Source organism: Pseudomonas sp. NY15437 (assembly GCF_048068435.1).
GTDB classification, from domain to species: Bacteria; Pseudomonadota; Gammaproteobacteria; order Pseudomonadales; family Pseudomonadaceae; genus Pseudomonas; species Pseudomonas nitroreducens_B.
This window is the reverse complement of the sequence record NZ_JBLUQC010000022.1, coordinates 24,185-48,074: the sequence shown is the minus strand read 5'-3', so window position 1 is coordinate 48,074 and position 23,890 is coordinate 24,185. Positions and strand designations below refer to the sequence as shown.

Below are 23,890 nucleotides of genomic sequence, written 5' to 3'. Positions count from 1 at the left end.
AAGTTTGAGGTGAGAAATGAAGCACTATGACGCCGTAGTGATCGGCGCCGGGAATGCCGGGTTAACGGCGGCGGCGGCCTTGCAGCGAGGAGGTTGCAGAACGCTGCTGCTGGAGCGGCACAACATCCCCGGTGGCTGCGCGACTTCCTTTGTGCGTGGTGACTTCGAGTTCGAGGTCGCTTTACATCAGCTCAGTGGTCTGGGCACCGAGGACAAGCCGTTCATCATGCGCAAGCTCTTCGAGAAGCTCGGCGTGATGGATAAGGTGGAGTTCGTACAAGAGCACGCTCTGTATCGTCTGGTAGTGCCGGGCGAGATCGACGTCACTCTGCCGGCGAGTTGGTCCGGATTGAAGCGCACGCTGCAGGAGCTGTTCCCTGCGGAAGCTGAGGCAATCGAACGTTTCCTAGTGGTTTGCGAGAGGGTCACGCTCGAGAGCTTCACCACCTTGCCTCAGGCGCGTCGGGCCAACAACGAGGAAGCATTGAAGTCGATGTGCCCGTACTTCGTCGAGTATGGCTTCCGCTCGGTGAAGGAGGTGCTCGACGAGTTCTTTGTCGACGCCAAGCTGAAAAGTGTGCTGGCGACTTACTGGCTCTACCTCGGCGTACCACCGAGCATGCTGCCGTTCCCTGATCTGGCCGCGATGATCTACGCCTACGCGGTGTTCAAGCCCTGGCACATCAAGGGTGGATCCCAAGCAATGTCCACCGCGCTGGTGGAGTCCTTCCTCGAGGCGGGAGGCGATGTGCGCTTCAACTGCGCCGTGGAGAGGATCATCACTGATGATGGCCGCATCTGGGGTGTACGGCTGGAAGATGGTGAAACCATCACTTGCGCGGCGGTGGTTTCCAATGCCAGCCCGCTGATTACCTTCAACGAGTTGCTGGACCTGGATCAGCCTCTGCCGAAGATCCAGCAGGACTTCAAGTCTCGTCGCATGGGGACATCCGCCTTCGTGGTGTACCTAGGGTTGGACTGCACGCCGCAGGAGTTGGGCGTGGAGACGGCTTCCAGCTTTATCTACGAGACGCTGGACGAGGAGGCGATCCATCAGCGCATGGGCAGCCTGGAGCCACCGCTGGGCGGCATGCTCACCTGCTACAACCTCGAAGATCCCGACTTCGCACCGGCCGGCAAGAGCCAGGTCGTACTGGTGTGCCTGCAGTACGGCGACGTGTGGAAGTCAGTTCCGGCAGAGCGCTATGCCCAAACCAAATATGACTTCGCTGAGAAACTTATCGAGGTGATCGAGAAGGTCTACCCGAAAGTTCGCCAGTACATCGAAGAAGTCGAGGTGGCGACCCCGCTGACCATGATGCGCTACCTGAACACCCCCGGTGGCGCGATCTACGGCTTCCAGCAGAGTGCTCAGGATTCCCCACTTCTGCGCGAGCGCCTGGACGCTGTGCCAGGTCTCTACATCGCCGGATCCTGGACGTCTATGGGGGGCTTCCAGCCGACCTACATGGCGGGCGAGTCCACCGCTAGGGCGGTGCTCAAACAGTTGAAAGTAAAAGAGGTGCAGCATGTCTGAGCAGAACCCGATGAACCTGGTAGCCGGCTATAGCGAAGTTAGTCAGGCCAAGGACGCGCTGGAACGTAGCGGAACCGATTTTTATGAGCTACGCGGTGATGTGCGCAGTACCGTCGTACAGCTGCATCCCAAGCGCCTCGAGCTGGAGGTTGCCGAGGTCATCGAGGAAACCCCCAGCACCAAGACTCTGCGTCTGGTCGCCGCCGACCGCAGGGCTTTGCCGCCGTTCCAGGCAGGACAGTACATCAACCTGTTCGTGACCATCGACGGTGTCGCGACAGCACGGCCCTACGCGATCTCATCGTCACCATCGCAACGAATTTACTACGACCTGACGATCAAGCGCGCGAAGGATGGTTTCGTTTCCAACTACCTGCTGGATCGGGTGGTGGAGGGCCAGCAGCTGCTCAGCTCGGGTCCGATGGGGACGTTCCACCACAATCCGTTGTATCACGGTGATGACCTGGTGTTCCTGGCCGGCGGTTCCGGCTCCGCACCGGCACGCAGCATCCTGCGAGACCTTATCGATCGTGGGTTGAGACATCGATTCCACCTGATCTACGTGAACAGCTACCTGGATGATGTGATTTTCGACGAAGAGCTCCGTGCGCTGGCCATGCGCCACGAGCAGTTTACGCTCTCCGAAGTGATCTCTCGGCCGCCAGCGGGATACCGAGGGTACATGGGGCGCCTCAACCAGGAACTGTTGCAGTCGTTGCTTGGCGAAATCGGCAACAAGATGTTCTACATCTGTGGTCCGACGCCCTTTAACGACAGCTGCATCGAGCTGCTCACAAGACTGGGTGTCAAGAGCCGACGCATCCGTGTTGAGGCCAACGGCGCGCCAAAGGCACCGAACGAGCAGCCCGGCTGGCCAGAAGGAATTGCCCTGAACGATGAAGTTACCGTAACCGTGCAAGGTCGCGGCAGCTTCAAGAGTCGCGTTGGCGAGCCGTTGCTGAACGCCTTGGAACGAAACGGCTTCTCCGCGGAGAACGCCTGCCGGTCCGGCGAATGCAGCCTGTGCCGGGTCAAGCTGGTGTCTGGATCGGTGTTCAATCCTCAGGAAGCCCATTTGCGCAAGTCCGATCGTGACTTTGGCTGGGTGTACTCCTGTGTGGCGTTTCCGACCAGCGATATCGAAGTCCTCCTCTAGTGCGCGAGCCTGACGCCGGGCAGGGATGCCCTGTCCGGTAGCTCATCGACAACAAGAACGAGTCTGGAGACTGGAAATGAATACTGCCCGTCGTTGGGAAAAGAGCTATCCGGCGAGCTTGCAAGGTTATCGACTTGCCCCCGAAACACTGCTAGGAAATGTTGCCGACTTCGCCCGTACAGGTGCCGAACGCTTCGGAATGGCTCCTGCATTCACGCTTGTGCTGCCAGGCGGCCTACAGGCGGATCTCTCATTCGAAGAGGTGGATCGCCTGTCGGACGCATTCGCCGCTTACCTCGTGCGGGAGCGTGGCATGGCAGTAGGGGAGGTAGTGGCTATCCAGCTGCCAAACAGCCTGCACTATCCCATCGCGGTGTTGGGGGCCTGGAAGGCCGGCCTGATTGTGACCAACGTTAACCCGCTGTACACCGAACGCGAGCTGAATCTGCAATTGGCCGATAGCGGAGCCCAACTGCTGATCGCCTGCGACCTCTTTGCCCAACGTGCAGAGTCTGTCGTGAGAGAGCGTGGGATCGGGTTGGTACTGACGAGTCTGGGAGACTTCTTCCCGAGTGCTGTCGGCCAGTCCGTTCAGCAGCGCCTGGAAGAACAGGCAGGGCACAACCTGACACCCAACATCGCTTTCCAGCGATTCGATACAGCTTTGTCGATCGGTAAGGAGCTAGCTCCAGCGGAAGCCAGGCTTCATCCGGTGGCACTGTATCAGTACACCGGTGGCACCACCGGCCGTAGCAAGGGGGCGGTCCTGACTCACGCCAACCTGCTCGCGGTTTTGCGCATGGCAGAGGATTACATCAATGCCTTCGGTGCCTTCATCGAACCCGGCGACACCATCGTTACGGTGCCGCCGCTCTACCATATCTTCGCCTTCAACTTTAACTTCCTGCTGTTCCTCCTGCGCGGCGGCCGAAACCTGCTGATTCCCAACCCGCGCCCACTGGCAAATGTGTTCCCGGCCTTCGACAAATTCCCTGTGCGTTGGATGACCGGCGTTGACACGCTGTACGCCGGGCTGCTCGCCGAGCCCTGGCTGCAGGCTAATCCGCCGAAGCTGAAACTGGCAGTCTCTGGCGGGACCTCGTTGCGCCCCACTACAGCTGAACGCTGGCTGGAGACGGTAGGCCCTATCCTGGAGGGCTATGGTCTGACCGAGACCAGTTGCTTCGTCTCGTTCAACCCACCGGGCGCCGTCTCGCGCCCTGGCACTGTGGGTCTGCCGATGCCGGGTAGTGACGTGCGTGTTGCGAGCGCCGACGGTGATGAACTGCCAGCCGGTACACCAGGTGAGCTACTCGTGCGGGGCCCGCACATCATCGAGCGCTACTTGAACCGCCCAGAGGAAAGTCGCGAGGCGTTCTTCGATGGTTGGTTCCGTACCGGCGATGTCGCGGTGATGGATGAGGATGGCTACATCCGCATCGTCGACCGCAAGAAGGACATGATCCTGGTTTCGGGTTTCAACGTGTATCCCAACGAGGTCGAGGATGTGATCGCCGAGCATCCTGATGTTAGCGAGGTCGCGGTGATCGGGGTGGCCGACGACAGCACCGGCGAAGCCATCCGAGCGTTCGTGGCCTTGCACCGACCCGGCCTTGATGGCGAGACATTGATCCGCCACTGCCGAGAGCGCCTGACCGCATACAAGGTGCCCAAGCAGATCGTGTTTCGCGAGCAGCTACCCAAATCACCGATCGGGAAGATTCTCCGGGCCGCTTTGCGGGTAGAAGGTTGACTCTTTTAGGCCGCCATAAACGAGCGTGAAGGAGGCCGGCGGGATGCCACGCCATCCCGCTTTTTTATTTCAAGGCAGGGCCATGACCCCGGCCGCATCGATGACCTCGACATGTTTGAACTGCTGACCAAGATCACGTTGGGGCCTCTGCTCCTGGCGCAAGGAATGTATACCCGCTGGAGCACGCCAAAATTGCCGGAGGCAGAAGGCGAGCGCGATGGCGTAATGGGTGAGGGAGCACCGCTTCGCCTGCTCATCCTGGGTGACTCCGCTGCTGCGGGTGTAGGCGCCAAGACTCAACAGGAAGCACTGGCGGGTAAGCTGGTCGCGCGGCTTGCGAAAAACCATCGGATTACCTGGAAGCTACTAGCGCAATCCGGGCTCAATTCGAGGGAACTCGTGCAACTGCTGGAGCGCAGCCCGTCCGAGCGTTTCGATGTAGTAGTGGTTTCGGTGGGTGTTAACGATGTGACTGGCAATGTATCGCCGAACGCTTGGGCAGTCGCACTGAGCCGCCTGATCGATCTGCTGCGCTGGAAGTGCGATGCCTCGCTGATCGTGTTTTCCAGGGTGCCACCGATGCATGCCTTCCCCGCCTTGCCGCAACCCCTGCGTTGGTATCTGGGGGCTCGGGCCAAGCGTCTGGATCACCGTCTGGCAAACATCGTGGAGCACCGTCGTGGCTGCGTACGACTCAATAGCCGTTTCCCCTTGCTAGAAGAGTTGATGGCCGCAGACGGATTTCATCCCGGGCCACCACTTTACTCCCTCTGGGCCGACGACGTGATGGCACTACTAGGCCGTCACTGGAGCGCGGACATCACCCCCATTTCGCCTTAAGGAGACTGGAGCCAATTCAGCAGGCCGGGATCCGCCCAAATCTTATCAGTGTAAACATCAAGGCTGTCAGCTATCGCCGGCAGTTGTTTCCACCACCACAGATGGAGTTGCGTCAATGACAAGAACAAGAACGCCATGGCGCCCGGCACTTCTGCCGTTGGCCTTTGGGTTGACGACGAACCTGATTACGCCGGCTTACGGGAGTACCTTCCAGATTGGCGAAATAGAGGGCCGCTTTGACTCTTCGCTGTCGCTTGGCGCCAGCTGGAGCACCAGTACGCCCGACAAGGATTTGATTGGCTCGGCTAATGGCGGAACGGGCTTCACCCAGACTGGAGACGACGGTCGTCTCAACTTCAAGCGTGGCGAAACCTTCTCGAAGATTTTCAAAGGTATCCACGATCTCGAGCTGAAGTATGGCGATACCGGCGTATTCGTGAGGGGCAAGTATTGGTACGACTTCGAGCTCAAGGACGAGAGCCGTCCCTTCAAGGACATCGACGACCATAATCGCAAAGAGGGGGCTAAGTCTTCAGGCGCCGAGATTCTGGACGCGTTCGTCTACCACAACTACATGCTGGGCGAGCTACCGGGCAGCGCACGCGTGGGCAAGCAGGTGGTTAGCTGGGGCGAGAGCACGTTCATTCAGAACTCCATCAATAGCATCAACCCTATTGATGTTGCTGCGTTCCGCCGCCCAGGCGCTGAGGTCAAGGAGGGGCTGATCCCCGTCAACATGCTCTATTTGTCTCAGAGCATGACCGATCAGTTGTCGGCCGAGGCGTTCTACCAGTTGGAGTGGGACCAGACCGTCATCGACAACTGCGGCACTTTCTTTGCGCCAAACGATGTACTGGCTGATGGTTGCACGCGCAACTACCGCGTGCTGGATCGCGCATCTCTCGCCGCCCTCCAGGCAGGCCCCGGCGCCCGGGTGCTCGCCGGGCGCGGCGTAGACATCGATCGCGAAGGTCTCTTGGTGCCTCGCAGCGCAGATCGAGATGCGCGCGACTCAGGGCAGTTCGGCGTTGCACTGCGCTGGCTTGGCGACTCAGCCGAGTACGCTGCCTACTTCATCAACTACCACAGCCGGACCCCTAACGTCGGTTACCGCAATGCCAATGCTGCCGACATTCGGACAGCGTTGACGGGTCTAGGGGCCCCTGCGTTGACGGCGCCCACGCTCTTGGGACGCGGTAGTTATTACTTGGAGTATCCGGAGGACATTCGTCTCTACGGTCTGAGTTTCTCCACGACCTTGCCTACCGGCACGGCTTGGCAGGGGGAGATCAGCTACCGGCCGAACATGCCGCTGCAACTCAATACCACAGACATGACCGCGAAGCTGACCAGCCCTGCATTGGCCGCTCAGGCTGCTGGCGGTGGGGCTGCGGGGATGGCTGCTGCCCTGGCGCTCGCTGACGCAGATAACCGTGGTTACAACCGCAAGGAGGTCACCCAACTTCAGACGACGCTCACCCATTTCTTCGACCAGGTGCTGAGGGCCGAGCGTCTGACCCTGGTGGGGGAGGTCGGTTACACACGCATTGGTGGTCTGGAGAGTCTGAGCGAGGCTCGCTACGGCCGCGACTCCATCTATGGCTCGCCGTACGGCACACAGGCCTCGAATGCGCTGGCCGCGCAAATGTACGGCTACCACGGCTTCCTCACCTCATCGTCGTGGGGTTACCGCGCGCGCGGCATCCTCGACTACAGCAACGTATTCGCCGGCATCAATCTCAAACCGAATCTCGCCTGGTCCCATGACGTTGACGGCTATGGCCCGGTATTCAACGAGGGCTCCAAGGCCATCAGCTTCGGCATCGATGCCGACTACCAGAACACCTACACCGCCAGCCTCTCGTATACCGATTTCTTTGGCGGGGACTTCAACACCACGACCGATCGCGATTTCGTCGCGCTGAGTCTCGGCGTGAATTTCTGAACCAGCAGGAGACAGAACCCATGCGTTTGAATATTCCTCTGAAGGCACTTTGCCTCGCTCTCGGAATGGCCACTGCGCCTGTTTTTGCCGCTGTACCCGCCAGCGAAGCAGCGAAGTTGGGGGCTTCCCTGACCGCAGTGGGAGCCGAAAGCGGAGGTAGCGCAAACGGCGAGATCCCCGCGTGGAACGGCGGGCTGCCCAAGAGCGCCGGTGCCGTCGATGCCAAGGGTTTCCTTGCTGACCCCTTTGCCGACGAAAAGCCACTGTTCGTAATCACTTCGCAGAATGCACAGCAGTACAAGGAGCATCTCACCCCGGGGCAGCTAGCTCTGTTTCAGCGCTACCCACAGAGCTACCGCATCCCCGTGTACAAGACGCACCGTAGCGCCACTTTGCCCGACCAAGTGCTCCAAGCGACGAAGGGCAATGCCGTTAATGTTCAGCTCGCGGAAGGAGGCAATGGCCTGGTGAACTACCATGCCGGCGTTCCCTTCCCGATTCCCCAGAGTGGCCTGGAGGTGATCTGGAACCACCTCACCCACTACCCGGGGGGCGGCATGCGGCGCCTGTTCATCCAGGCCACGCCGCAGCAGGGTGGTGACTTCAATCCGGTCCAGTTCCAGGATGAGATTCTTTCGTTCTACAAGATGAAAGATCCAGGTAATCGCCTGTTCCTCCTGAAGCAGGAGGTCACAGCTCCGGCACGCTTGGCAGGGAACGTCCTGCTCATCCACGAGACGCTCAATCAGGTGGAAGAGCCTCGCCAGGCTTGGCTCTATAACGCAGGGCAACGGCGAGTACGACGCGCTCCGCAGGTCGCTTACGACGGTCCCGGAACGGCATCGGATGGAATGCGCACCAGCGACAACTTCGATATGTATAACGGCGCGCCAGATCGCTACGACTGGAAGCTTGAGGGGAAGAAGGAAATCTATATCCCCTACAACAGCTATCGCCTTGACTCGCCGACTCTGAAGTACGCGGACATCATCAAGGCAGGGCATATTAATCAGGACCTGACACGCTATGAACTGCATCGCGTGTGGCATGTCACAGCGACCCTGAAGCCAGGTGCCCGTCACGTTTACGCTAAGCGCGACTTCTATATCGACGAAGACACCTGGTTGATCGCCGAAGCTGATCACTATGACGGCCGTGGAACGCTCTGGCGAGTTGCCGAGGCTCATCCGCAGTACTACTACCATCGTCAGCTGCCCTGGTTCACCTGCGAGACCTTATACGACCTGCAATCAGGCCGTTACCTGGTGCTCGGTCTGAAGAACGAGGAGAAGCGCGCCTGGGACTTCGACTACTCCCCTGTCGAAAGCGAGTTCACCCCGGCCGCCCTGCGTCAGGACGGAGTGCGCTGAGCCGAGTCGGAGCGCTATCTAGCGAGCGCTCCGGTTGCCTTTCTGTGCACTGCGATCATTCGACTGTCGTTTTCGATCATTGAGAGAGCGACAGTCGAGACGTATCGTCGCCTGATAATAACTTAACAGTGCAAAGATTAATTTGCCGCGAATTGCAAGCCTGGAGAATATCCATGACATCTTCGTTGTACCCACACCTTCTTGCGCCTCTCGACCTGGGCTTCACCACCCTGCGTAACCGCACCCTGATGGGGTCCATGCATACCGGTCTGGAGGAGAAACCCAATGGCTTCGAGCGTATGGCTGCGTTCTTCTCCGAACGCGCCCGTGGGGGCGTCGGCCTGATCGTCACTGGCGGTATCGGGCCGAATGAAGAGGGGAGCGTCTATGCGGGGGCGGCCAAGCTGACCACAGAGGAGGAGGCGGAGAAGCACAAGATCGTCACCCGTGCGGTGCATGAGGCTGATGGCAAGATCTGCATGCAGATCCTCCATGCGGGTCGCTATGCCTATAGCCCGAAGTCGGTCTCGGCAAGTGCTGTCCAGGCTCCGATCAATCCGTTCAAGCCACGTGAGCTGGACGAGGAGGGTATCGAAAAGCAGATTCGCGACTTCGTCACCTGTTCAGTGCTGGCGCAAAAGGCGGAGTATGACGGGGTTGAGATCATGGGTTCGGAAGGCTACTTCATCAACCAGTTCCTGGTTGCCCATGTGAACCAACGTACGGACCGTTGGGGTGGCAGTTTCGAGAACCGCATGCGCCTGCCGGTGGAGATCGTCCGCCGTGTGCGCGAGGCTGTGGGGCCGAACTTCATCATCATCTACCGTCTGTCCATGCTCGATCTGGTGGAGAATGGCAGTACCTGGGACGAGATCGTCACCTTGGCCAAAGCCATTGAGCAGGCCGGGGCGACCATCATCAATACGGGGATCGGTTGGCACGAAGCGCGTATTCCGACCATCGCCACGAAGGTGCCGCGCGCTGCATATGCCAAAGTCACTGCCAAGCTCAAAGGCGCGGTATCGATTCCTTTGGTTGCCACCAATCGTATCAATACTCCGGAAGTCGCCGAGCAGGTGCTGGCCGAAGGCGATGCCGACATGGTCTCCATGGCTCGTCCGTTCCTCGCCGATTCGGACTTCGTGAACAAGGCTGCCGAAGGTCGAGCTGATGAAATCAATACCTGTATCGGCTGCAATCAGGCCTGCCTGGACCATACCTTCTCCGGAAAGGTCACCAGTTGTCTGGTGAACCCGCGCGCCTGCCACGAGACCGAACTGAACTACATCCCGACCACCCACGTGAAGAAGATCGCCGTGGTCGGCGCCGGCCCGGCCGGGCTGTCCGCCGCCACTGTGGCCGCCGAGCGTGGCCACGAGGTGACTCTGTTCGACGCGGCCGGCGAGATCGGTGGTCAGTTCAACGTCGCCAAGCGCGTGCCGGGCAAGGAAGAGTTCTACGAGACCCTGCGCTACTTCAAGCGCAAGGTGGAAATCACCGGCGTGGACCTACGCCTGAACACCCGCGTCAGCGTCGACGACCTGGTCGAGGGCGGTTTCGACGAGATCATCCTGGCCACCGGCATCGTGCCGCGCACCCCGGCCATCCCGGGCATCGACAACGGCAAGGTGATCAGCTACCTGGACGCGATCCTCGAGCGCAAGCCGGTGGGTAACCGTGTGGCGGTGATCGGCGCGGGCGGTATCGGGTTCGACGTCTCTGAGCTGATTACTCACCAGGGGGAGCCTACGAGCCTGAACCGCGATGCATTCTGGCAGGAGTGGGGGATCGACCTCTCCCTCGAGGCTCGCGGTGGTATCGCCGGAGTCGAGCCCCGGCCGCATGCGCCGGCGCGCCAGGTATTCCTGCTGCAGCGCAAGAAATCCAAAGTCGGAGACAAGCTCGGCAAGACCACTGGCTGGATTCACCGGGCAGGGCTGAAGAGCAAGCAAGTGCAGATGCTCAACAGTGTTGAATACCTCAAGGTCGACGATGCCGGCCTGCATGTGAAGATCTCCGACTGGGAGCCCCAGTTGCTGGCGGTGGACACCGTAATCGTTTGTGCCGGTCAGGAGCCGCTGCGCGAGCTCCACGATGGTCTAGTGGCCGCTGGGCAGAACGTGCACCTGATCGGTGGCGCAGATGTTGCTGCAGAGTTGGACGCCAAGCGTGCCATCAACCAGGGCTCACGCCTGGCAGCCGAGCTGTGAGCACTTTCCCGAACGACAACAAGGAATCATCTCTGATGTCCGAGCTTCAACTTAATCCGCGGGCGTCTGCTTCGCTACAACGTTGGCATGCCATGGTCGCTCAGGGCGATCTATCTGCATTGCCTGAAATACTGGCCTCCGATGTTGTATTCCGCTCCCCCATGGCCCATGTGCCCTATCCAGGGAAGATGGTGGTCTCGACCATCCTCAATACGGTCAGCCAGGTCTTTGAAAACTTCGCCTACCATCGTGAATTGGCTTCGGCGGACGGGCTGAGTGTTGTGCTTGAGTTCAGTGCCGACGTAAGCGGTCGGCAGCTCAAGGGTATCGACATGATCCGATTCGACGAGACTGGCAAGATCGTCGAGTTCGAAGTCATGGTTCGGCCACTGAGTGGCCTGCAGGCGCTCGGTGACGAGATGGGACGCCGCCTGGCACCGTTCCTGGCGGCCGCCAAGGGCAAAGGCTGATCGTTCAATCGGGGGAGCCGGTGCTCCCCTTCGTTTATCGCCAGGAGTATGAGGATGACGCAACAACCCGAGTTCGACCTCGTTGTCTATGGCGCTTCCGGATTCACCGGTCGTCTGGTGGCAGAATATCTGGGCCGCATGCGGTTGGCAGGCAGCAAGATTCGCTGGGCCATGGCCGGGCGCGATGCCGCCAAGCTAGCAGCGGTGCGCAGCGAAATCGGTCTGCCTGAGACCATTCCACTGGTGATCGCCGACACCGCCGACCCAGCCAGCCTGCGATCGATGGCAGAGCGTACGCGTCTTGTGCTGACCACCGTCGGGCCCTATCAACTGTATGGGGAGTCGCTGTTGGCCGCCTGTGTCGAGGCGGGCTGCGATTATGTGGACCTGTGTGGAGAGCCGGCCTGGATGCGGAGAATGATTGATCTGCATGAGCAAGCAGCCCAGCGCAGTGGGTCGCGCGTGGTGTTTTCCTGCGGCTTCGACTCCATTCCTTTCGACCTGGGAGTGTTCTATCTGCAGCAAGCGGCACAGCGGCGTTTCGGCGTTCCGTTGGGGCGAATCAAAGGCCGGGTTAGCCGGATGAAGGGCAGTTTTTCGGGGGGCACTGCCGCCAGCCTTCAAGCCACCCTTGCAGCCGCCAAGGCAGACCCGCGGATACGTGAATTGCTGGCTGATCCGTTTGCCCTGACCCCGGGCTTCAATGGACCTCGTCAACCGGCAGCTGACAAGCCCGAATACGACGAGACCCTGGGAAGCTGGGCTGCTCCCTTCATCATGGCGGCTATCAATACGCGCAATGTCCATCGCTCCAATTTCCTGTCGGGGCACACCTATGGCGAGCAGTTCGTCTATGACGAGATGCTGCTAACAGGCGCCGGGGAGCAGGGAAGGGCCATGGCTGAAGCGGTTGCCTCGGATCGATCAATGGCGAGCGACAAGGCGCCCAAACCGGGCGAGGGGCCGAACCGGGAGGAACGGGAGAGCGGCTTCTACGAGGTGCGCTTCCTAGGCGAGACGGCGGACGGTAGAACGCTCGAAGCCATCGTTGCCGGCGATCGTGATCCGGGCTATGGCTCCACCTCAAGAATGATCTCAGAGGCCGCGCTATGCCTGCTGCATGATGCCGAGCGCACACCTGGCGGCATATGGACGACGGCGCCCGCTATGGGGCAGGCGTTGATTGCTCGATTGACCGAACATGCAGGATTGACGTTCCGCTTGAAGGAGGACGCATGAGCCTTATCACCATGCAGGAATTCTTGGTTGATCGTAGCGACCTGGCACATTGTGAGCTTCGCCAGCCGAAGTTGGACTTAACGACCCTGCAGCCAGGTCAGGTCGTGCTGCAAATCGACCACTTTGCACTGACCGCCAATAACATCACCTATGCCGCCATGGGGGAAAGCATGCGCTACTGGCGGTTTTTCCCAGCACTGCAGGGGTGGGGAAGCATTCCGGTGTGGGGCTTTGCAGAGGTACTGGCGTCCCGTTGCGAGGGGGTGGCAGTCGGGGAACGGGTATATGGCTTCTACCCAATGGCCAGCCACCTGGTGATTGCACCAACCCAGCTGCGCAGCGGGAGCTTTGTCGATGGCAGCCCGCACCGCCAGGATTTGCCCGCGCTGTATAACCAGTATCTGCGTTGCGCAAAGGATCCCCTCTACAACCCGGCCAACGAAGGGCTGCAGATGCTTTTGCGCCCGTTGTTTACCACCTCCTTCCTGCTTGATGACTTCTTGACCGAGCAGAACTACTTCGGCGCCGCAACCTTGGTGCTGACCAGCGCCTCAAGCAAAACGGCCATCGGCATGGCCTATTTGCTGCGCCAAGGCCGCGAAGGGAGAGGGCAGCAATACCAGATTGTCGGTTTAACTTCCCCAGGGAACCGGGCCTTTGTAGAGACTCTGGGGTGCTATGACCGGGTCTTGGCTTATGACCAGTTGGCGGAACTGGATGCGCAAACAGCAACAGTGACAGTCGACTTTGCGGGTAATGGCGAGTTGCTTGGGGCTCTGCATGAACGTTTTTCCAGTCATTTGCGCTACAGCTGCCTGGTTGGTGCGGCACACTGGGATAAGCGTCGCGGGTTGCCGAAAGAACTGCCGGGCCCAGCTCCCCAACTGTTCTTCGCCCCGGCGCAAGCCGAGAAGCGTCTCAATGACTGGGGGCCGTTGACCTTCCAGCAACGACTGACTGGTAGCTGGCAAGCATTCACGGCTTTCGTTGAACCTTGGATGCAGGTGGAACAGCAAAGTGGTCCTCTATCGGTGGAGCGGGTATACCGCCGATTGCTTGCAGGAGAGGCGCATCCGCAGTGCGGATATGTTCTCTCATTGGCAACTGCCGGCTAGATTTTCCGTGTTTGCGGAATGGTGACGCCACTATCTCCATTCCGCCTTTTTCCAGACGCTCCGCAGCAATCAAGCGCTAATGCTTATAATGGTGCAATCGTATTGATGATCTAGACGACTGGTCTAATCTTGGATATCCTGCGCACCATGAAACCCAGCTACGACGACACCCGCCAGCAATTGCTCGACACCGGCCATCGAATGATGGCTGTCAAAGGTTTTACCGGTGTCGGTCTTAACGAGATCCTGCAGACGGCGGGCGTGCCCAAGGGCTCGTTCTACCACTACTTCAAATCGAAGGAGCAGTATGGGCAGTCGCTGCTGGAGGACTATTTCCATGATTATCTTGCCGATATGGATCAGCGGTTCGCCGCTCCGGAGCAGAGTGCCCGTGAACGGCTGATGGGATATTGGCAGAAGTGGTTGGACAGCTATTGCGAGCCCTGTGACGAGCAAAAATGCCTGGTGGTCAAGTTGAGCGCTGAGGTTGCAGATCTTTCTGAGGCCATGCGCATCACCTTGCGTGATGGCGCCGATCGGATCATTGATCGACTTGCCGATTGCATCGAGCAGGGCCAGCGCGAAGGGTCTCTGACTCAAGGCAATGCCCACCGCACAGCTACGGCGCTGTATCAGTTGTGGCTCGGTGCAAGCCTGTTGAGCAAGCTGCATCGTAACGGGCGTCCTCTGGAGAATGCCATGGCAACGACTAAAGCCATGCTGGGAATCTAAGCGCCCTAGTCAAGAATACCCGCCCGACTGGGCGGGTATTTTTTCGATAGATAATAGTTGACCGGTCTAATTATTCATAAACACAGTGCGCTGTCCTACGCACTCACCGAGCAAAGGAGTCTGATGATGTCCCAATCCAAGCGGTTCAATCGCAGCATCGTCCTGGCATCGCGTCCCCATGGAGCTCCAGTAGAAGCGAACTTCCGCGTCGAACAGAGCCCGCTCCCTGAACCAGGAGAAGGGCAAGTACTGCTGCGTACTGTCTACCTCTCTCTTGACCCCTACATGCGAGGCCGCATGAGTGATGCACCTTCCTATGCTCCCCCGGTCGAGGTGGGTGGTGTCATGGTCGGGGGAACCGTGAGTCGGGTCGTCGCCTCGAAGAATCCCGGCTACCGGGTCGGCGATTGGGTGCTTTCCGCGAACGGCTGGCAAGACTATGCACTGTCCGACGGTACCGGTTTGACGCACCTTGGGGACGCGCCCGAGCACCCATCCTACGCTCTGGGGGTATTCGGCATGCCCGGGTTCACCGCCTACATGGGGCTGCTGGACATCGGCCAGCTCAAAGCGGGAGAGACCCTGGTTGTCGCTGCGGCCACGGGACCCGTGGGCGCCACGGTGGGGCAGATTGGCAAGATCAAAGGCTGCCACGTGGTCGGCGTCGCCGGTGGCCAGGCCAAGTGTCGCCATGCGGTGGATGTGCTCGGCTTTGACGCCTGTCTTGACCACAACGCCCCTGACTTTGCCGAGCAACTGGCCAAGGCCTGCCCGGCAGGAATCGACATCTACTACGAGAACGTCGGCGGCAAGGTGTTCGATGCGGTTTTCCCGCTGCTCAATACGAAAGCGCGCATCCCTGTCTGCGGCATCATCGCCCACTACAACGACACGGCATTGCCTGTAGGCCCTGATCGCCTGCCCGCACTGATGGGCACCATCCTGCGCAAGCGCATCAAAGTGCAGGGTTTCATCATCTTCGACGACTACGGACACCACTTCGACGAGTTCCAGCGTGACATCAGCAAATGGTTCGCCGAAGGGCGCATCCACTATCGCGAGGAGCTGGTCGATGGTCTGGAAAATGCACCGCAGGCATTCATCGGCCTCCTGCAGGGAACGAATTTTGGAAAGTTGGTGATCCGTGTGGGGACGGATGACTGAAGCGACATTTTCGTTCTCTGGTCGCCAGAGAGAAGCGCGTCAATGTTTTGCCTCGCCACCTCGAGCTCCTGGGTGGCGGGGCGTTTCTTCCCCCGACTGGCGCAGAGCGCCTGAAGGTAATTTTCCATGCAGTCGCGTAACAGCAGTGGACTGAGATCGGTCCCTGCGCTGAAACGGATTCTGGTGGGCTACCTGGGGCTGTACCCGACCTTGCTGGTGGTGCTCAGCATCCTGACACCTTTCACTCGGCACCTGAGTTTCCCTCTCACGGTTTTGGTCGAAGTACTCGTTCTTGTACCCATTACCCAGTTGCTGTCCTACCCCTTGGCCGGCTGGCTGGTTGCGCGTGTGCGCCGCCCCCAGCCGTGAGGAGCGAGCGGTCGCTTGCCAGGACCCACTCTCAACGACCGTCACAGAAGAGGTGACGGCGCTACCAAAATCAGCCTGAGGAAAGACCATGCAAACGTTAACGATCAACGACCAACCACGGCAGGTCGATGTACCCGACGACATGCCGCTGCTATGGATTTTGCGCGACGTCCTGGGCATGACCGGCACCAAATATGGCTGTGGCATCGCCCAATGCGGCGCTTGCACCGTGCATCTCGATGGACAACCGATCCGTGCCTGTGTGACCCCGGTGGCCGCCGTGGCCGGGCGTGCGATCACTACCATCGAGGCGATCGGCGAGACCCCGGTTGGCCAGGCCGTGCAACAGGCCTGGTTGGAGCACGAAGTAGTGCAATGCGGCTACTGCCAGTCTGGGCAGATCATGGCCGCCACCGCCCTGTTGCAGCACCAGCCACACCCAGACGACCAGGCCATCGACACCGCCATGGCGGGCAACTTGTGTCGTTGTGCGACCTACACACGCATTCGCGCGGCCATCAAGAGCGTAGGGGAGAAGACAAATGCAAAAGCCTGACGAGCAAACCCTTGCGCTTTCTCGTCGCCGGCTCCTTCAGGGTAGCGGTGTCGCCCTTGGTGGACTGGTTCTGAGCACCTGGCTGCCGCCGCTGGTGAGCCGTAGCGCCGCAGCTGAGGCCGCCGCTGCGGGACAACTGGGCGATCGCACTGCGGATGGCTTTGGCGCCTTCGTCCGGGTGGCCCAGGATGGTCGGGTAACGGTGATCTCGCCAAAGATCGAAATGGGCCAGGGCGCCCAGACCGGTATCGCCATGATGGTCGCTGAGGAGCTGGAAGTGAGCCTGGACCGCGTGAGCATCCAGGAAGCACCGCCAAACTCGGCGCTGTACACCGACAGTATCCTGCTGTTCCAGGCGACCGGAGGCTCCACGTCTACCCGCTATACCTGGGAGCCGCTACGCCGGGCCGGGGCCACTGCGCGCATTCTGTTGCTGCAGGCGGCAGCACTTCGTTGGAAAGTGGCGCCTAGCCGGTGCCGCGCGGAGAACGGTCGAGTGCTGGGGCCAGATGGTCAGCAAGCCGATTACGGTGAACTGGTCGATGCCGCCGCGAGCTTGCCGCTGCCGCAGAACGTACCGCTGAAAACACCGGAACAATTCAAGCTGCTGGGCACGCCCGCCCGCCGCCTGGACACACCGGACAAGATCAACGGTAAGGCCCGTTTCACTATCGACCTGCAGGTCCCTGGCATGCTGGTCGCCTCCAGCCTCACTTGCCCGGTGCACGGTGGACGCCTGCGCGCTCTCGATGAGGGTCTGGCCCGCCAGGTTCCCGGGGTGCGCGATATCGTGCGGCTGGATAATGCCGTGGCGGTCACCGCGAGCAATTTCTGGGCGTGCCAACAGGCGCTCAAGGCCCTGCATATTGAATGGGATCTGGGGCCGCACGCCGCGACTAGTTCTAAGCAATTGGACCAGGCACTGATCGAGGCGAGCAATCGCGATGGTGTGGTGGCCAAGCGTGCAGGAGATATCGAGCAGGCCAGGAAGCAGGCTGCAAGTCAGTTCGAGGCAGTCTACGAGCAAGCGCTGCTGTCTCATTCCCCCCTGGAACCGATGAGTTGCGTGGCCCATGTGCGCACCGACGGATGTGATCTCTGGGTTGGAACCCAGGTACCCGTCTTCGCCCAACAGACTGCCGCCAAGGTCACCGGCCTGCCAGCGGAGAAGATCCAGGTGCACAACCAATTGATCGGTGGTGCCTTTGGCCGGCGCCTGGAGTTCGACTTCATCACCCAGGCCGTCGCCATCGCCCGCCAGGTAAGCTACCCGATCAAGCTCATCTGGAGCCGTGAGGAGGACATGACCCATGACCTCTACCGCCCGCTCTACGCCGACCGACTGCAAGCCGCGTTGGATGAGCAGGGCCGTCCCCTGGGCTGGGAGCATCGCATCGCTGGCGCCTCAATCCTTGCTCGCTATGTGGGCAGCCTGCCACCCAGCGGAGTGGATGCCGACGCGGTGGAAGTGGCAACCGATCCCATCTACCGACTGCCGCACCTTCAAGTGCGCTACATACGCCAGGATCCAGAGGTGGTCCCCGTTTCCTGGTGGCGCGGTGTGGGCCCGTTGCGTAGTACATACGCATTGGAGTGTTTCATCGACGAGCTGGCGCACAACGCCAAGGCCGACCCATTGAGCTACCGCCTGGGCCTGATGGAGGGCCAGCCTCGCGCCCAAGCAGTGCTTCGCCTACTTGCCGAGAAGAGCGACTGGAACCGTCCGCTGCCGGCTGGGCAGGGCAGGGGCGTGGCAGTCAGCGCAGTATTCGGCAGCTATGTCGCGACCCTCGTTGAGCTGGAAATGCACGGCGATTCGGGCTTACGCATCAAGCGCCTGGTCAGCGTGGTCGACTGCGGCTTCGCTACCAACCCAACCTCAGTGATCGCGCAAATCGAAGGTGGCACGTTGTTCGGCCTGTCCGCCTCGTTGTTTAACGAGATCCTCGTCGAGAACGGCCAGGTACAACAGAACAACTTCCACACCTACCGGCAGCTGCGCATCAGCGAAGCGCCACCGGTGGAGGTGCATCTGATGCCTAGCCTGGAAGCGCCCGGCGGCGTTGGCGAGGCCGGCACCGCCCTGATCGGGCCCGCGCTGGTCAACGCCCTGCATGCTGCGTCCGGCAAGCGTATTCGCCGTCTGCCGTTGAGCCGTTCCGGCTACTACCCGGTTTGAGGACTCTCCAATGAAGCTAATAACGACCCTGATGGCATTGGCCGGCGGCGCTTTGCTGGCGCAGGCAGTGCAGGCCGATGACGAACTGCTGAGAAAGGGTGAATACCTGGCCCGCGCTGCCGACTGTGTGGCCTGCCATACGGCACCGGGCGGCAAGCCGTTTGCTGGTGGCGTCGAGTTCAAGCTGCCGTTCGGCTCGTTGTTCTCACCCAATATCACCCCCGACAAGAACACTGGCATTGGTGCGTGGACCGATGACGAATTTGTCAGTGCCCTGCAGAAAGGTGTTGGACGCGACGGCAAGCACTATTACCCCGCGTTCCCCTATACGTCGTACACGAAGATGTCACGGGATGACATCCTGGCCATCAAGGCCTACCTCGGCAGTCTGGAGCCAGTCAGCCAGACGCCGCCGGAAAACACCTTGAGCTTTCCGTACAACCAACGGTGGGGCATGGTCTTCTGGAACTTGATGTTCCTCGATGATCAGCGCCTGCAGGCGGACTCCCAGCGCTCTGCGGAGTGGAACCGCGGACGCTATCTGGTGGAGGGCCCGGGCCACTGCGGCGAATGCCATTCGCCGCGCAATCTGTTCCAGGCTGTCAGCGCCGACCGCTCGCTGGCCGGCAATCTGATCCAGGGCTGGAACGCCTACAACATCAGTTCCGATCCGAGTCACGGCGTCGGCGCCTGGCCTGTGGACGTGCTCGCTCGCTACCTGAAAGAAGGCGCCGCACCTGGCTGGGGCGTTGCTGCCGGGCCCATGGCAGAGGTGGTGGAGCACAGCCTGAAGCATCTGAGCGACGCTGACCGCCAGGCGATTGCCGTTTACCTCAAAGACACGCCAGCCCGGGATGAGGGCGCGGCGCGCCCGCAGCATCCAGCAGTGGTAGAGCAGACGTCAAACAATCCGCTCGGCCACAAGCTCTTCGCTGATGCCTGCTCCAGCTGCCATCGCTGGGATGGCTCCGGTGCGCAGAGCCCCACGGCAGCACTGGTGGGCCTGAAAACACTCAACGATCCCAGCGCGAGCAACCTTCTGGGCATGCTGTTGAGCGGCCACGGCTCGGCCAATGCCAGTGTGGATCGGCGCATGCCGGCGTTCGGCAGGATCTACGGCGACCAGGAGCTTGCTGCCTTGAGCACCTTCCTGCTGCAGCGTTTTGGCGAAAGCGGCGCCCAGGTGTCGGCGCAGGCGGTCGCCACGCGCCGCGGCGAGTCCCTGCATTGACAGGAGGTCGCCCATGTCCAGCCTGATCTCACTGCTGAATGCGCTGCTGGCCGAGCGCGACACCGGCCAGGAAAGCGTGCTCGCCACCGTCGTCAAGGTCGAAGGCTCCGCCTACCGGCGTCCCGGCGCACGTATGCTGGTCTCGCGCTTCGGCCGTCCGGAGGGCACCATCAGCGGCGGTTGCCTGGAAGCGGACGTGGCCAGGAAAGCCTGGTGGCTGACAGAGAAAGGGCCCGTGGTGCGCAGTTACAGCACTGCAGTAGAGGATGAGGACGGCGAAGAGGCGCTGAGCTTTGGCCTGGGCTGTAACGGCAAGGTCCATGTTCTGTTCGAGCGGCTGCTGGCCAACAGGCCCTGTCCGTTGCTCGACACCTTCGACCAGGTTCGTGACACGCAGCAGCCGGCAGCCATTGCTACCGTGATCGCCAGCCGTGGCGATGGCGCGCCTCCGGTCGGGGCGCGCCTGTTGCTGGCACCGGAACGGCCTGCCGCCGGCGAGCTGCTGCATTCCCCGCTGCTCGGTCAGATAAGTCGGAACTTGCAAAGCGCACTGTTGCAGGGCCGCTCCTCACGAGCGCTGTATCACTGCGACCAAGGTGAGCTCGAGGTGTTCCTGGAATACCTGCCGGCGGTTCGACGTCTGGTGATATTCGGGGCCGGGCACGATGCCCAGCCAATGGTGCGCATGGCCAAGCAACTGGGTTGGCACGTCACGGTGATCGACGGCAGAGCGCACTTCGCCAGGACCGAGCGCTTTCCCGAAGCCGATCAGGTGCTTGTGGGCGATGTCCAGCAGCCATTTGCCTTTGCCGAGCTGGTGCGAGGTGCATCGGTAGCCGTGATGACCCATAGCCTGGCGCAGGACGCACACTGGCTGGAGGGCGTCCTACGAAGCGAGCCCTGTTATGTCGGTCAATTAGGCCCCCGCGATCGGACAGAGCGGCTATTGGCCGGCATGGGCGAGTTGCCGGGCGTGGAGCGCCTGCATTACCCCATCGGCCTCGACCTGGGCGGGGACACCCCGGAAAGCGTAGCCATGGCAGTACTTGCGGAAATCCAAGCGGTACTCAACAGCCGCACTGGCGGAAGCCTGCGATTGCGCTCTTCGAAGATCCACGAGATCGATTCGCTAACTAGCGATGACTCAGAGAGCGAAAGAACCAACTCTCCTGCAGGGCGGCTGTTTGCTTTGCATCGCTGATGTACAACCATCGAGTGAAGTCGACATGAATCAAGAAATACGGGTTGTTGCGGTACTACTGGCACGGGACGGCAAAGAGCAGGAGGTAGAGCGGATTCTGCGCGCCTGTGTCCTGCCATCGAGGGCCGAGAATGGGTGCTTGTCCTATGTATTGCATCGTGACCTCGACGAGCCGGGGCGCTTCGTGTTCATCGAAGGTTGGGCGGACCATGCAGCTATAGATCGGCATCGCCTGACTCCGCATTACAAGGCAATGGCCAATGCTCTCATCGACTTGTTGGTCGATCGCCAAGTATTCCTTCTTGACGAGTTGAACGCGGAGCTCCACGCACCTTCGGCCTCAAGCAAGAGACTCGTGGAGTGATAGCAGACCGGTTTGGCCGACGCTTTCGCAAGCTCCGGGTGAGTCTGACCGCTGCGTGCAATTACGCCTGCACTTACTGTGTGCCGGATGGCCGTCGCTTGGTGGCAGCGCGTGATGAGCTTTCCGCAGTAGCAATGCTCCGGGCCATCGAGATGCTGGTCGACGTTGCGGGTATCGAGGCGTTGCGTTTCACCGGTGGTGAGCCGTTGCTGAGTGAGAAGCTTGGCCCACTGCTCGAAGGGGCCAGCACCCTAGGTCTGAGAGACCTCAGCCTCACAACCAATGGACAGTTGCTCGCGAGAAAACTGCCTTTGCTGCGTGGCGCTGGCATCAAGCGGATTAATGTTTCGCTGGATACGCTTGACGCAGCCGGCTTTCGCCTGATTGCCAGAGGAGGGGATCTGCTGAGTGTGCTACTGGGTTTGGATCAGGCGCGCTTGGCGGGCATCGATATCAAGATCAACATGGTTCCGATGCGCGGCCAGAACCTAAATCAGGTGTTACCCATGCTTGAGTTCTGCCTTGAACAAGGTTTTGAACTGCGCTTGATCGAGCTCATGCGCATGGGGCACCTGGCTTCCCAGAGAGATGTGCTAGCCAGGCAGTTCGTCAGTCAGCAGGAGCTTCTGGATCTCATTGGCCAGCGCTACGCTTTTACGCCGGAGGAAACTCCGTCAGGCTCTACCGCTGCACGTTACCGAGTTAATTCCCAAGGCTTCTTTGGCATCATCGCTAATGAGAGCAGCCCATTCTGTAGTGGTTGCGACCGGCTCAGACTGTCTTCCTCCGGCTGGCTCCATGGCTGCCTGTCGTCGGGGCATAAACACTACCTGGGCGACTTGCTCGACCGTCCGCTCAGTGAGGCGAGAGGTCCGCTTCGGCAGCTCCTCGGCAAGGCGCTTGCGGACAAGCAGGAGGTTGCCTTCACGGGGAGCCGGTTGATCATGAAGGCAGTCGGTGGATAGCACTTGCTTCGCGGAATCCCCGGGCGCCTTTCGGGGCCAGGGGTTTGGTATGCCGGCCTAGAAGTGATAGGTCAGCTGGGCGGTAAGCCCGTGCGCACTATTGTCATACTTGGCGCTGTATGCAGGCTGTAACCCGGATTCGTTGGCCTGGTGGAGCGACGCGGTGTTTTCCCAAAGATAGGCGTAGGCGACATCCAAGGTCAGGGTTTCACTTGGTGAATAGCCAAAGCCCAAGGTAACCGTTTTCCGATCTCCCACTGGAATGCGGACAGTGCGATCAGCGTTGGTCGTGGGGGATGGGTCATAGGCGAAGCCCGCGCGCAGGATCCATTGGTTGTCGAGCTGGTAGGACCCACCAACCGCTAGCGCCCAGGTGTCATGCCAGTTCATCGGTTCGGCGATGTGCTCGAACCCTAGGCGCTGGCCCAATGCAGGCACACCCTTGTTCACGGCCTCGATCTGGTCAAGTCGGCTCCAGCGCGTCCAGGTCGTTCCCAGGTAGCCGGTCCATCGCTCATCGAAATGATGTGTGAAGGAGATATCCAGCGACTCGGGCAGCGTGACGTCCAAGCTGGTGTCGTACTTACCATTCAGACCGAGGAAGGACGGCGAGTTCTCGACTTGGGTATGCCCCTTCAGGTGGTAATCGACCTTGGAGTGATACGTCATGCCGAAGCGAGTGGCATCGTCCAGGTCGACCAGCAGACCGATGTTGTAACCAACGGCGGTGTCATCCCCCTCGATCTTCAGGCGCGCATCTCCCTTGCCCGGATTCAGCGCCGCGGTGGCCAGATCGTTCTTCAAGGTGCCTTCGATGCGGTTGAACGTGGGGCCAAAGCCAATGGCAAACCGATCGTTGATCTTGTAGCTCAGCGTCGGCTGCACAGTGATCACCTGTACCTTGCTGTAAGACCCATGGTACCGGCCTTGGAAGCGGCTCTCGTAGTCATTGATGATGCCATAGGGAACGTACATACCGAGGCCGAAGCTGAAGCGGTCATCAATAGGGGTGGCAAGGTAGGCAAATGGCACCGCGGCCAGCGGGACCGAGTCCCCCTTGCTGGTACCTGCCGCAGCGCTTTGAGCGCCACTGATGTCATCTTTCGCATCGACGACAGCAAGACCGGCACTGATTTGCGTGCCCTTCAGTTTGGACAGCCCCGCCGGATTGCCATAAAGGGTACTGACATCCAGAGCCGAGGACGCACGACCAGCATAAGCTGTTCCAGCACCGCTGGCGCTTTGTTCGTTGATTGCAATGCCATTGGCAGAGGCGTTCAGCGACAGCGCGCTAGCCGTGAATGCCAAGGCGCCCTGAATCAGGTGTTTGTTCACTGCGAGTACTCCGAACAGGAAAAGCGCGACTGCCCCTCCTGCCTACCAGACCGGAGAAAGGTGTCACGAATGAAGCGTTTTTTTTGGGGGGGCGAGGGGAGGTCGATCTCAGTTATGTCACGATCTTATCAGCGATAAGATTAGGTCGCCGTCTTTCAA

General features: G+C 60.3%; 20 protein-coding genes. 19 read left to right on the top strand and 1 reads right to left on the bottom strand.

Translation table 11 applies throughout. From position 1 onward, the window contains the following. Positions 1 to 16: 16 nt before the first annotated feature. From ACNFIA_RS30195 to ACNFIA_RS30105, 19 genes are all read left to right on the top strand, one after another. Positions 17 to 1,537, top strand: a complete 1,521-nt coding sequence (locus ACNFIA_RS30195; protein ID WP_416790768.1) for a phytoene desaturase family protein — start codon at positions 17 to 19, stop codon at positions 1,535 to 1,537. Beyond that, the gene (locus ACNFIA_RS30190; RefSeq protein ID WP_416790767.1) at positions 1,530 to 2,693 is read left to right on the top strand and encodes an FAD-binding oxidoreductase; all 1,164 of its coding nucleotides are present in this window, start codon (positions 1,530 to 1,532) and stop codon (positions 2,691 to 2,693) included. Before ACNFIA_RS30195 ends, ACNFIA_RS30190 begins: the two co-directional genes overlap by 8 nt. A 76-nt stretch (positions 2,694 to 2,769) precedes the next feature. Continuing rightward, on the top strand, positions 2,770 to 4,446 hold the full coding sequence (locus tag ACNFIA_RS30185; RefSeq protein ID WP_416790765.1) for an AMP-binding protein: 1,677 nt from the start codon (positions 2,770 to 2,772) through the stop codon (positions 4,444 to 4,446). Positions 4,447 to 4,557: 111 nt separating this feature from the next. After that, on the top strand, positions 4,558 to 5,286 hold the full coding sequence (locus tag ACNFIA_RS30180; protein WP_082033787.1) for an SGNH/GDSL hydrolase family protein: 729 nt from the start codon (positions 4,558 to 4,560) through the stop codon (positions 5,284 to 5,286). Between the two features lie 115 nt (positions 5,287 to 5,401). Next, entirely contained in the window at positions 5,402 to 7,231 is a 1,830-nt protein-coding gene (locus tag ACNFIA_RS30175; RefSeq protein ID WP_416790763.1) for a DUF1302 domain-containing protein, read from the top strand. A 20-nt stretch (positions 7,232 to 7,251) separates the two neighbouring features. Continuing rightward, positions 7,252 to 8,601, top strand: coding sequence for a DUF1329 domain-containing protein (locus ACNFIA_RS30170; protein ID WP_124082565.1), 1,350 nt, complete (start codon positions 7,252 to 7,254; stop codon positions 8,599 to 8,601). Positions 8,602 to 8,774: 173 nt separating this feature from the next. Continuing rightward, positions 8,775 to 10,811, top strand: a complete 2,037-nt coding sequence (locus tag ACNFIA_RS30165) for an FAD-dependent oxidoreductase (RefSeq protein WP_416790760.1) — start codon at positions 8,775 to 8,777, stop codon at positions 10,809 to 10,811. Between the two features lie 35 nt (positions 10,812 to 10,846). Further along, positions 10,847 to 11,281, top strand: coding sequence for a nuclear transport factor 2 family protein (locus ACNFIA_RS30160; RefSeq protein ID WP_043314819.1), 435 nt, complete (start codon positions 10,847 to 10,849; stop codon positions 11,279 to 11,281). 54 nt (positions 11,282 to 11,335) lie between these two features. After that, the gene (locus ACNFIA_RS30155; RefSeq protein WP_043314818.1) at positions 11,336 to 12,520 is read left to right on the top strand and encodes a saccharopine dehydrogenase family protein; all 1,185 of its coding nucleotides are present in this window, start codon (positions 11,336 to 11,338) and stop codon (positions 12,518 to 12,520) included. After that, entirely contained in the window at positions 12,517 to 13,635 is a 1,119-nt protein-coding gene (locus ACNFIA_RS30150) for a DUF2855 family protein (protein WP_170859699.1), read from the top strand. Before ACNFIA_RS30155 ends, ACNFIA_RS30150 begins: the two co-directional genes overlap by 4 nt. Positions 13,636 to 13,782: 147 nt before the next feature. Then, positions 13,783 to 14,367: a TetR/AcrR family transcriptional regulator gene (locus tag ACNFIA_RS30145; RefSeq protein WP_124082582.1), complete on the top strand. Its 585-nt coding sequence runs from the start codon at positions 13,783 to 13,785 to the stop codon at positions 14,365 to 14,367. Between the two features lie 126 nt (positions 14,368 to 14,493). Beyond that, on the top strand, positions 14,494 to 15,531 hold the full coding sequence (locus ACNFIA_RS30140; RefSeq protein ID WP_416790755.1) for an NADP-dependent oxidoreductase: 1,038 nt from the start codon (positions 14,494 to 14,496) through the stop codon (positions 15,529 to 15,531). Positions 15,532 to 15,657: 126 nt separating this feature from the next. After that, complete coding sequence (locus ACNFIA_RS30135; protein WP_052267723.1) at positions 15,658 to 15,900, top strand: hypothetical protein; 243 nt, start codon at positions 15,658 to 15,660, stop codon at positions 15,898 to 15,900. An 88-nt stretch (positions 15,901 to 15,988) separates the two neighbouring features. Next, the gene (locus ACNFIA_RS30130; protein WP_124082560.1) at positions 15,989 to 16,456 is read left to right on the top strand and encodes a (2Fe-2S)-binding protein; all 468 of its coding nucleotides are present in this window, start codon (positions 15,989 to 15,991) and stop codon (positions 16,454 to 16,456) included. Then, positions 16,443 to 18,635, top strand: coding sequence for a molybdopterin cofactor-binding domain-containing protein (locus ACNFIA_RS30125; RefSeq protein ID WP_416790752.1), 2,193 nt, complete (start codon positions 16,443 to 16,445; stop codon positions 18,633 to 18,635). The genes ACNFIA_RS30130 and ACNFIA_RS30125 overlap by 14 nt, the downstream gene beginning before the upstream one ends. A 10-nt stretch (positions 18,636 to 18,645) precedes the next feature. Then, entirely contained in the window at positions 18,646 to 19,866 is a 1,221-nt protein-coding gene (locus ACNFIA_RS30120) for a cytochrome c (protein ID WP_416790750.1), read from the top strand. Positions 19,867 to 19,879: 13 nt separating this feature from the next. Beyond that, on the top strand, positions 19,880 to 21,067 hold the full coding sequence (locus ACNFIA_RS30115; protein ID WP_416790747.1) for an XdhC family protein: 1,188 nt from the start codon (positions 19,880 to 19,882) through the stop codon (positions 21,065 to 21,067). 25 nt (positions 21,068 to 21,092) lie between these two features. Next, positions 21,093 to 21,431, top strand: a complete 339-nt coding sequence (locus ACNFIA_RS30110; RefSeq protein WP_416790745.1) for a putative quinol monooxygenase — start codon at positions 21,093 to 21,095, stop codon at positions 21,429 to 21,431. Further along, positions 21,428 to 22,396, top strand: coding sequence for a GTP 3',8-cyclase MoaA (locus ACNFIA_RS30105; RefSeq protein WP_416790742.1), 969 nt, complete (start codon positions 21,428 to 21,430; stop codon positions 22,394 to 22,396). The genes ACNFIA_RS30110 and ACNFIA_RS30105 overlap by 4 nt, the downstream gene beginning before the upstream one ends. Positions 22,397 to 22,453: 57 nt before the next feature. Here ACNFIA_RS30105 and ACNFIA_RS30100 read toward each other — a convergent pair whose 3' ends face one another. Beyond that, on the bottom strand, positions 22,454 to 23,731 hold the full coding sequence (locus ACNFIA_RS30100) for an outer membrane protein transport protein (RefSeq protein WP_416790740.1): 1,278 nt from the start codon (positions 23,729 to 23,731) through the stop codon (positions 22,454 to 22,456). Positions 23,732 to 23,890 lie beyond the last annotated feature (159 nt).

What these genes read in the sequence shown, in the direction of transcription:
- ACNFIA_RS30150 (WP_170859699.1), top strand. Translation starts at nt 12,517, where the DNA reads ATGAGCCTTATCACCATGCAGGAATTCTTGGTTGATCGTAGCGACCTG.
- ACNFIA_RS30135 (WP_052267723.1), top strand. Translation starts at nt 15,658, where the DNA reads ATGCAGTCGCGTAACAGCAGTGGACTGAGATCGGTCCCTGCGCTGAAA.
- ACNFIA_RS30145 (WP_124082582.1), top strand. Translation starts at nt 13,783, where the DNA reads ATGAAACCCAGCTACGACGACACCCGCCAGCAATTGCTCGACACCGGC.
- ACNFIA_RS30110 (WP_416790745.1), top strand. Translation starts at nt 21,093, where the DNA reads ATGAATCAAGAAATACGGGTTGTTGCGGTACTACTGGCACGGGACGGC.
- ACNFIA_RS30120 (WP_416790750.1), top strand. Translation starts at nt 18,646, where the DNA reads ATGAAGCTAATAACGACCCTGATGGCATTGGCCGGCGGCGCTTTGCTG.
- ACNFIA_RS30180 (WP_082033787.1), top strand. Translation starts at nt 4,558, where the DNA reads ATGTTTGAACTGCTGACCAAGATCACGTTGGGGCCTCTGCTCCTGGCG.
- ACNFIA_RS30190 (WP_416790767.1), top strand. Translation starts at nt 1,530, where the DNA reads ATGTCTGAGCAGAACCCGATGAACCTGGTAGCCGGCTATAGCGAAGTT.
- ACNFIA_RS30175 (WP_416790763.1), top strand. Translation starts at nt 5,402, where the DNA reads ATGACAAGAACAAGAACGCCATGGCGCCCGGCACTTCTGCCGTTGGCC.
- ACNFIA_RS30185 (WP_416790765.1), top strand. Translation starts at nt 2,770, where the DNA reads ATGAATACTGCCCGTCGTTGGGAAAAGAGCTATCCGGCGAGCTTGCAA.
- ACNFIA_RS30130 (WP_124082560.1), top strand. Translation starts at nt 15,989, where the DNA reads ATGCAAACGTTAACGATCAACGACCAACCACGGCAGGTCGATGTACCC.
- ACNFIA_RS30125 (WP_416790752.1), top strand. Translation starts at nt 16,443, where the DNA reads ATGCAAAAGCCTGACGAGCAAACCCTTGCGCTTTCTCGTCGCCGGCTC.
- ACNFIA_RS30155 (WP_043314818.1), top strand. Translation starts at nt 11,336, where the DNA reads ATGACGCAACAACCCGAGTTCGACCTCGTTGTCTATGGCGCTTCCGGA.
- ACNFIA_RS30115 (WP_416790747.1), top strand. Translation starts at nt 19,880, where the DNA reads ATGTCCAGCCTGATCTCACTGCTGAATGCGCTGCTGGCCGAGCGCGAC.
- ACNFIA_RS30140 (WP_416790755.1), top strand. Translation starts at nt 14,494, where the DNA reads ATGTCCCAATCCAAGCGGTTCAATCGCAGCATCGTCCTGGCATCGCGT.
- ACNFIA_RS30165 (WP_416790760.1), top strand. Translation starts at nt 8,775, where the DNA reads ATGACATCTTCGTTGTACCCACACCTTCTTGCGCCTCTCGACCTGGGC.
- ACNFIA_RS30160 (WP_043314819.1), top strand. Translation starts at nt 10,847, where the DNA reads ATGTCCGAGCTTCAACTTAATCCGCGGGCGTCTGCTTCGCTACAACGT.
- ACNFIA_RS30195 (WP_416790768.1), top strand. Translation starts at nt 17, where the DNA reads ATGAAGCACTATGACGCCGTAGTGATCGGCGCCGGGAATGCCGGGTTA.
- ACNFIA_RS30170 (WP_124082565.1), top strand. Translation starts at nt 7,252, where the DNA reads ATGCGTTTGAATATTCCTCTGAAGGCACTTTGCCTCGCTCTCGGAATG.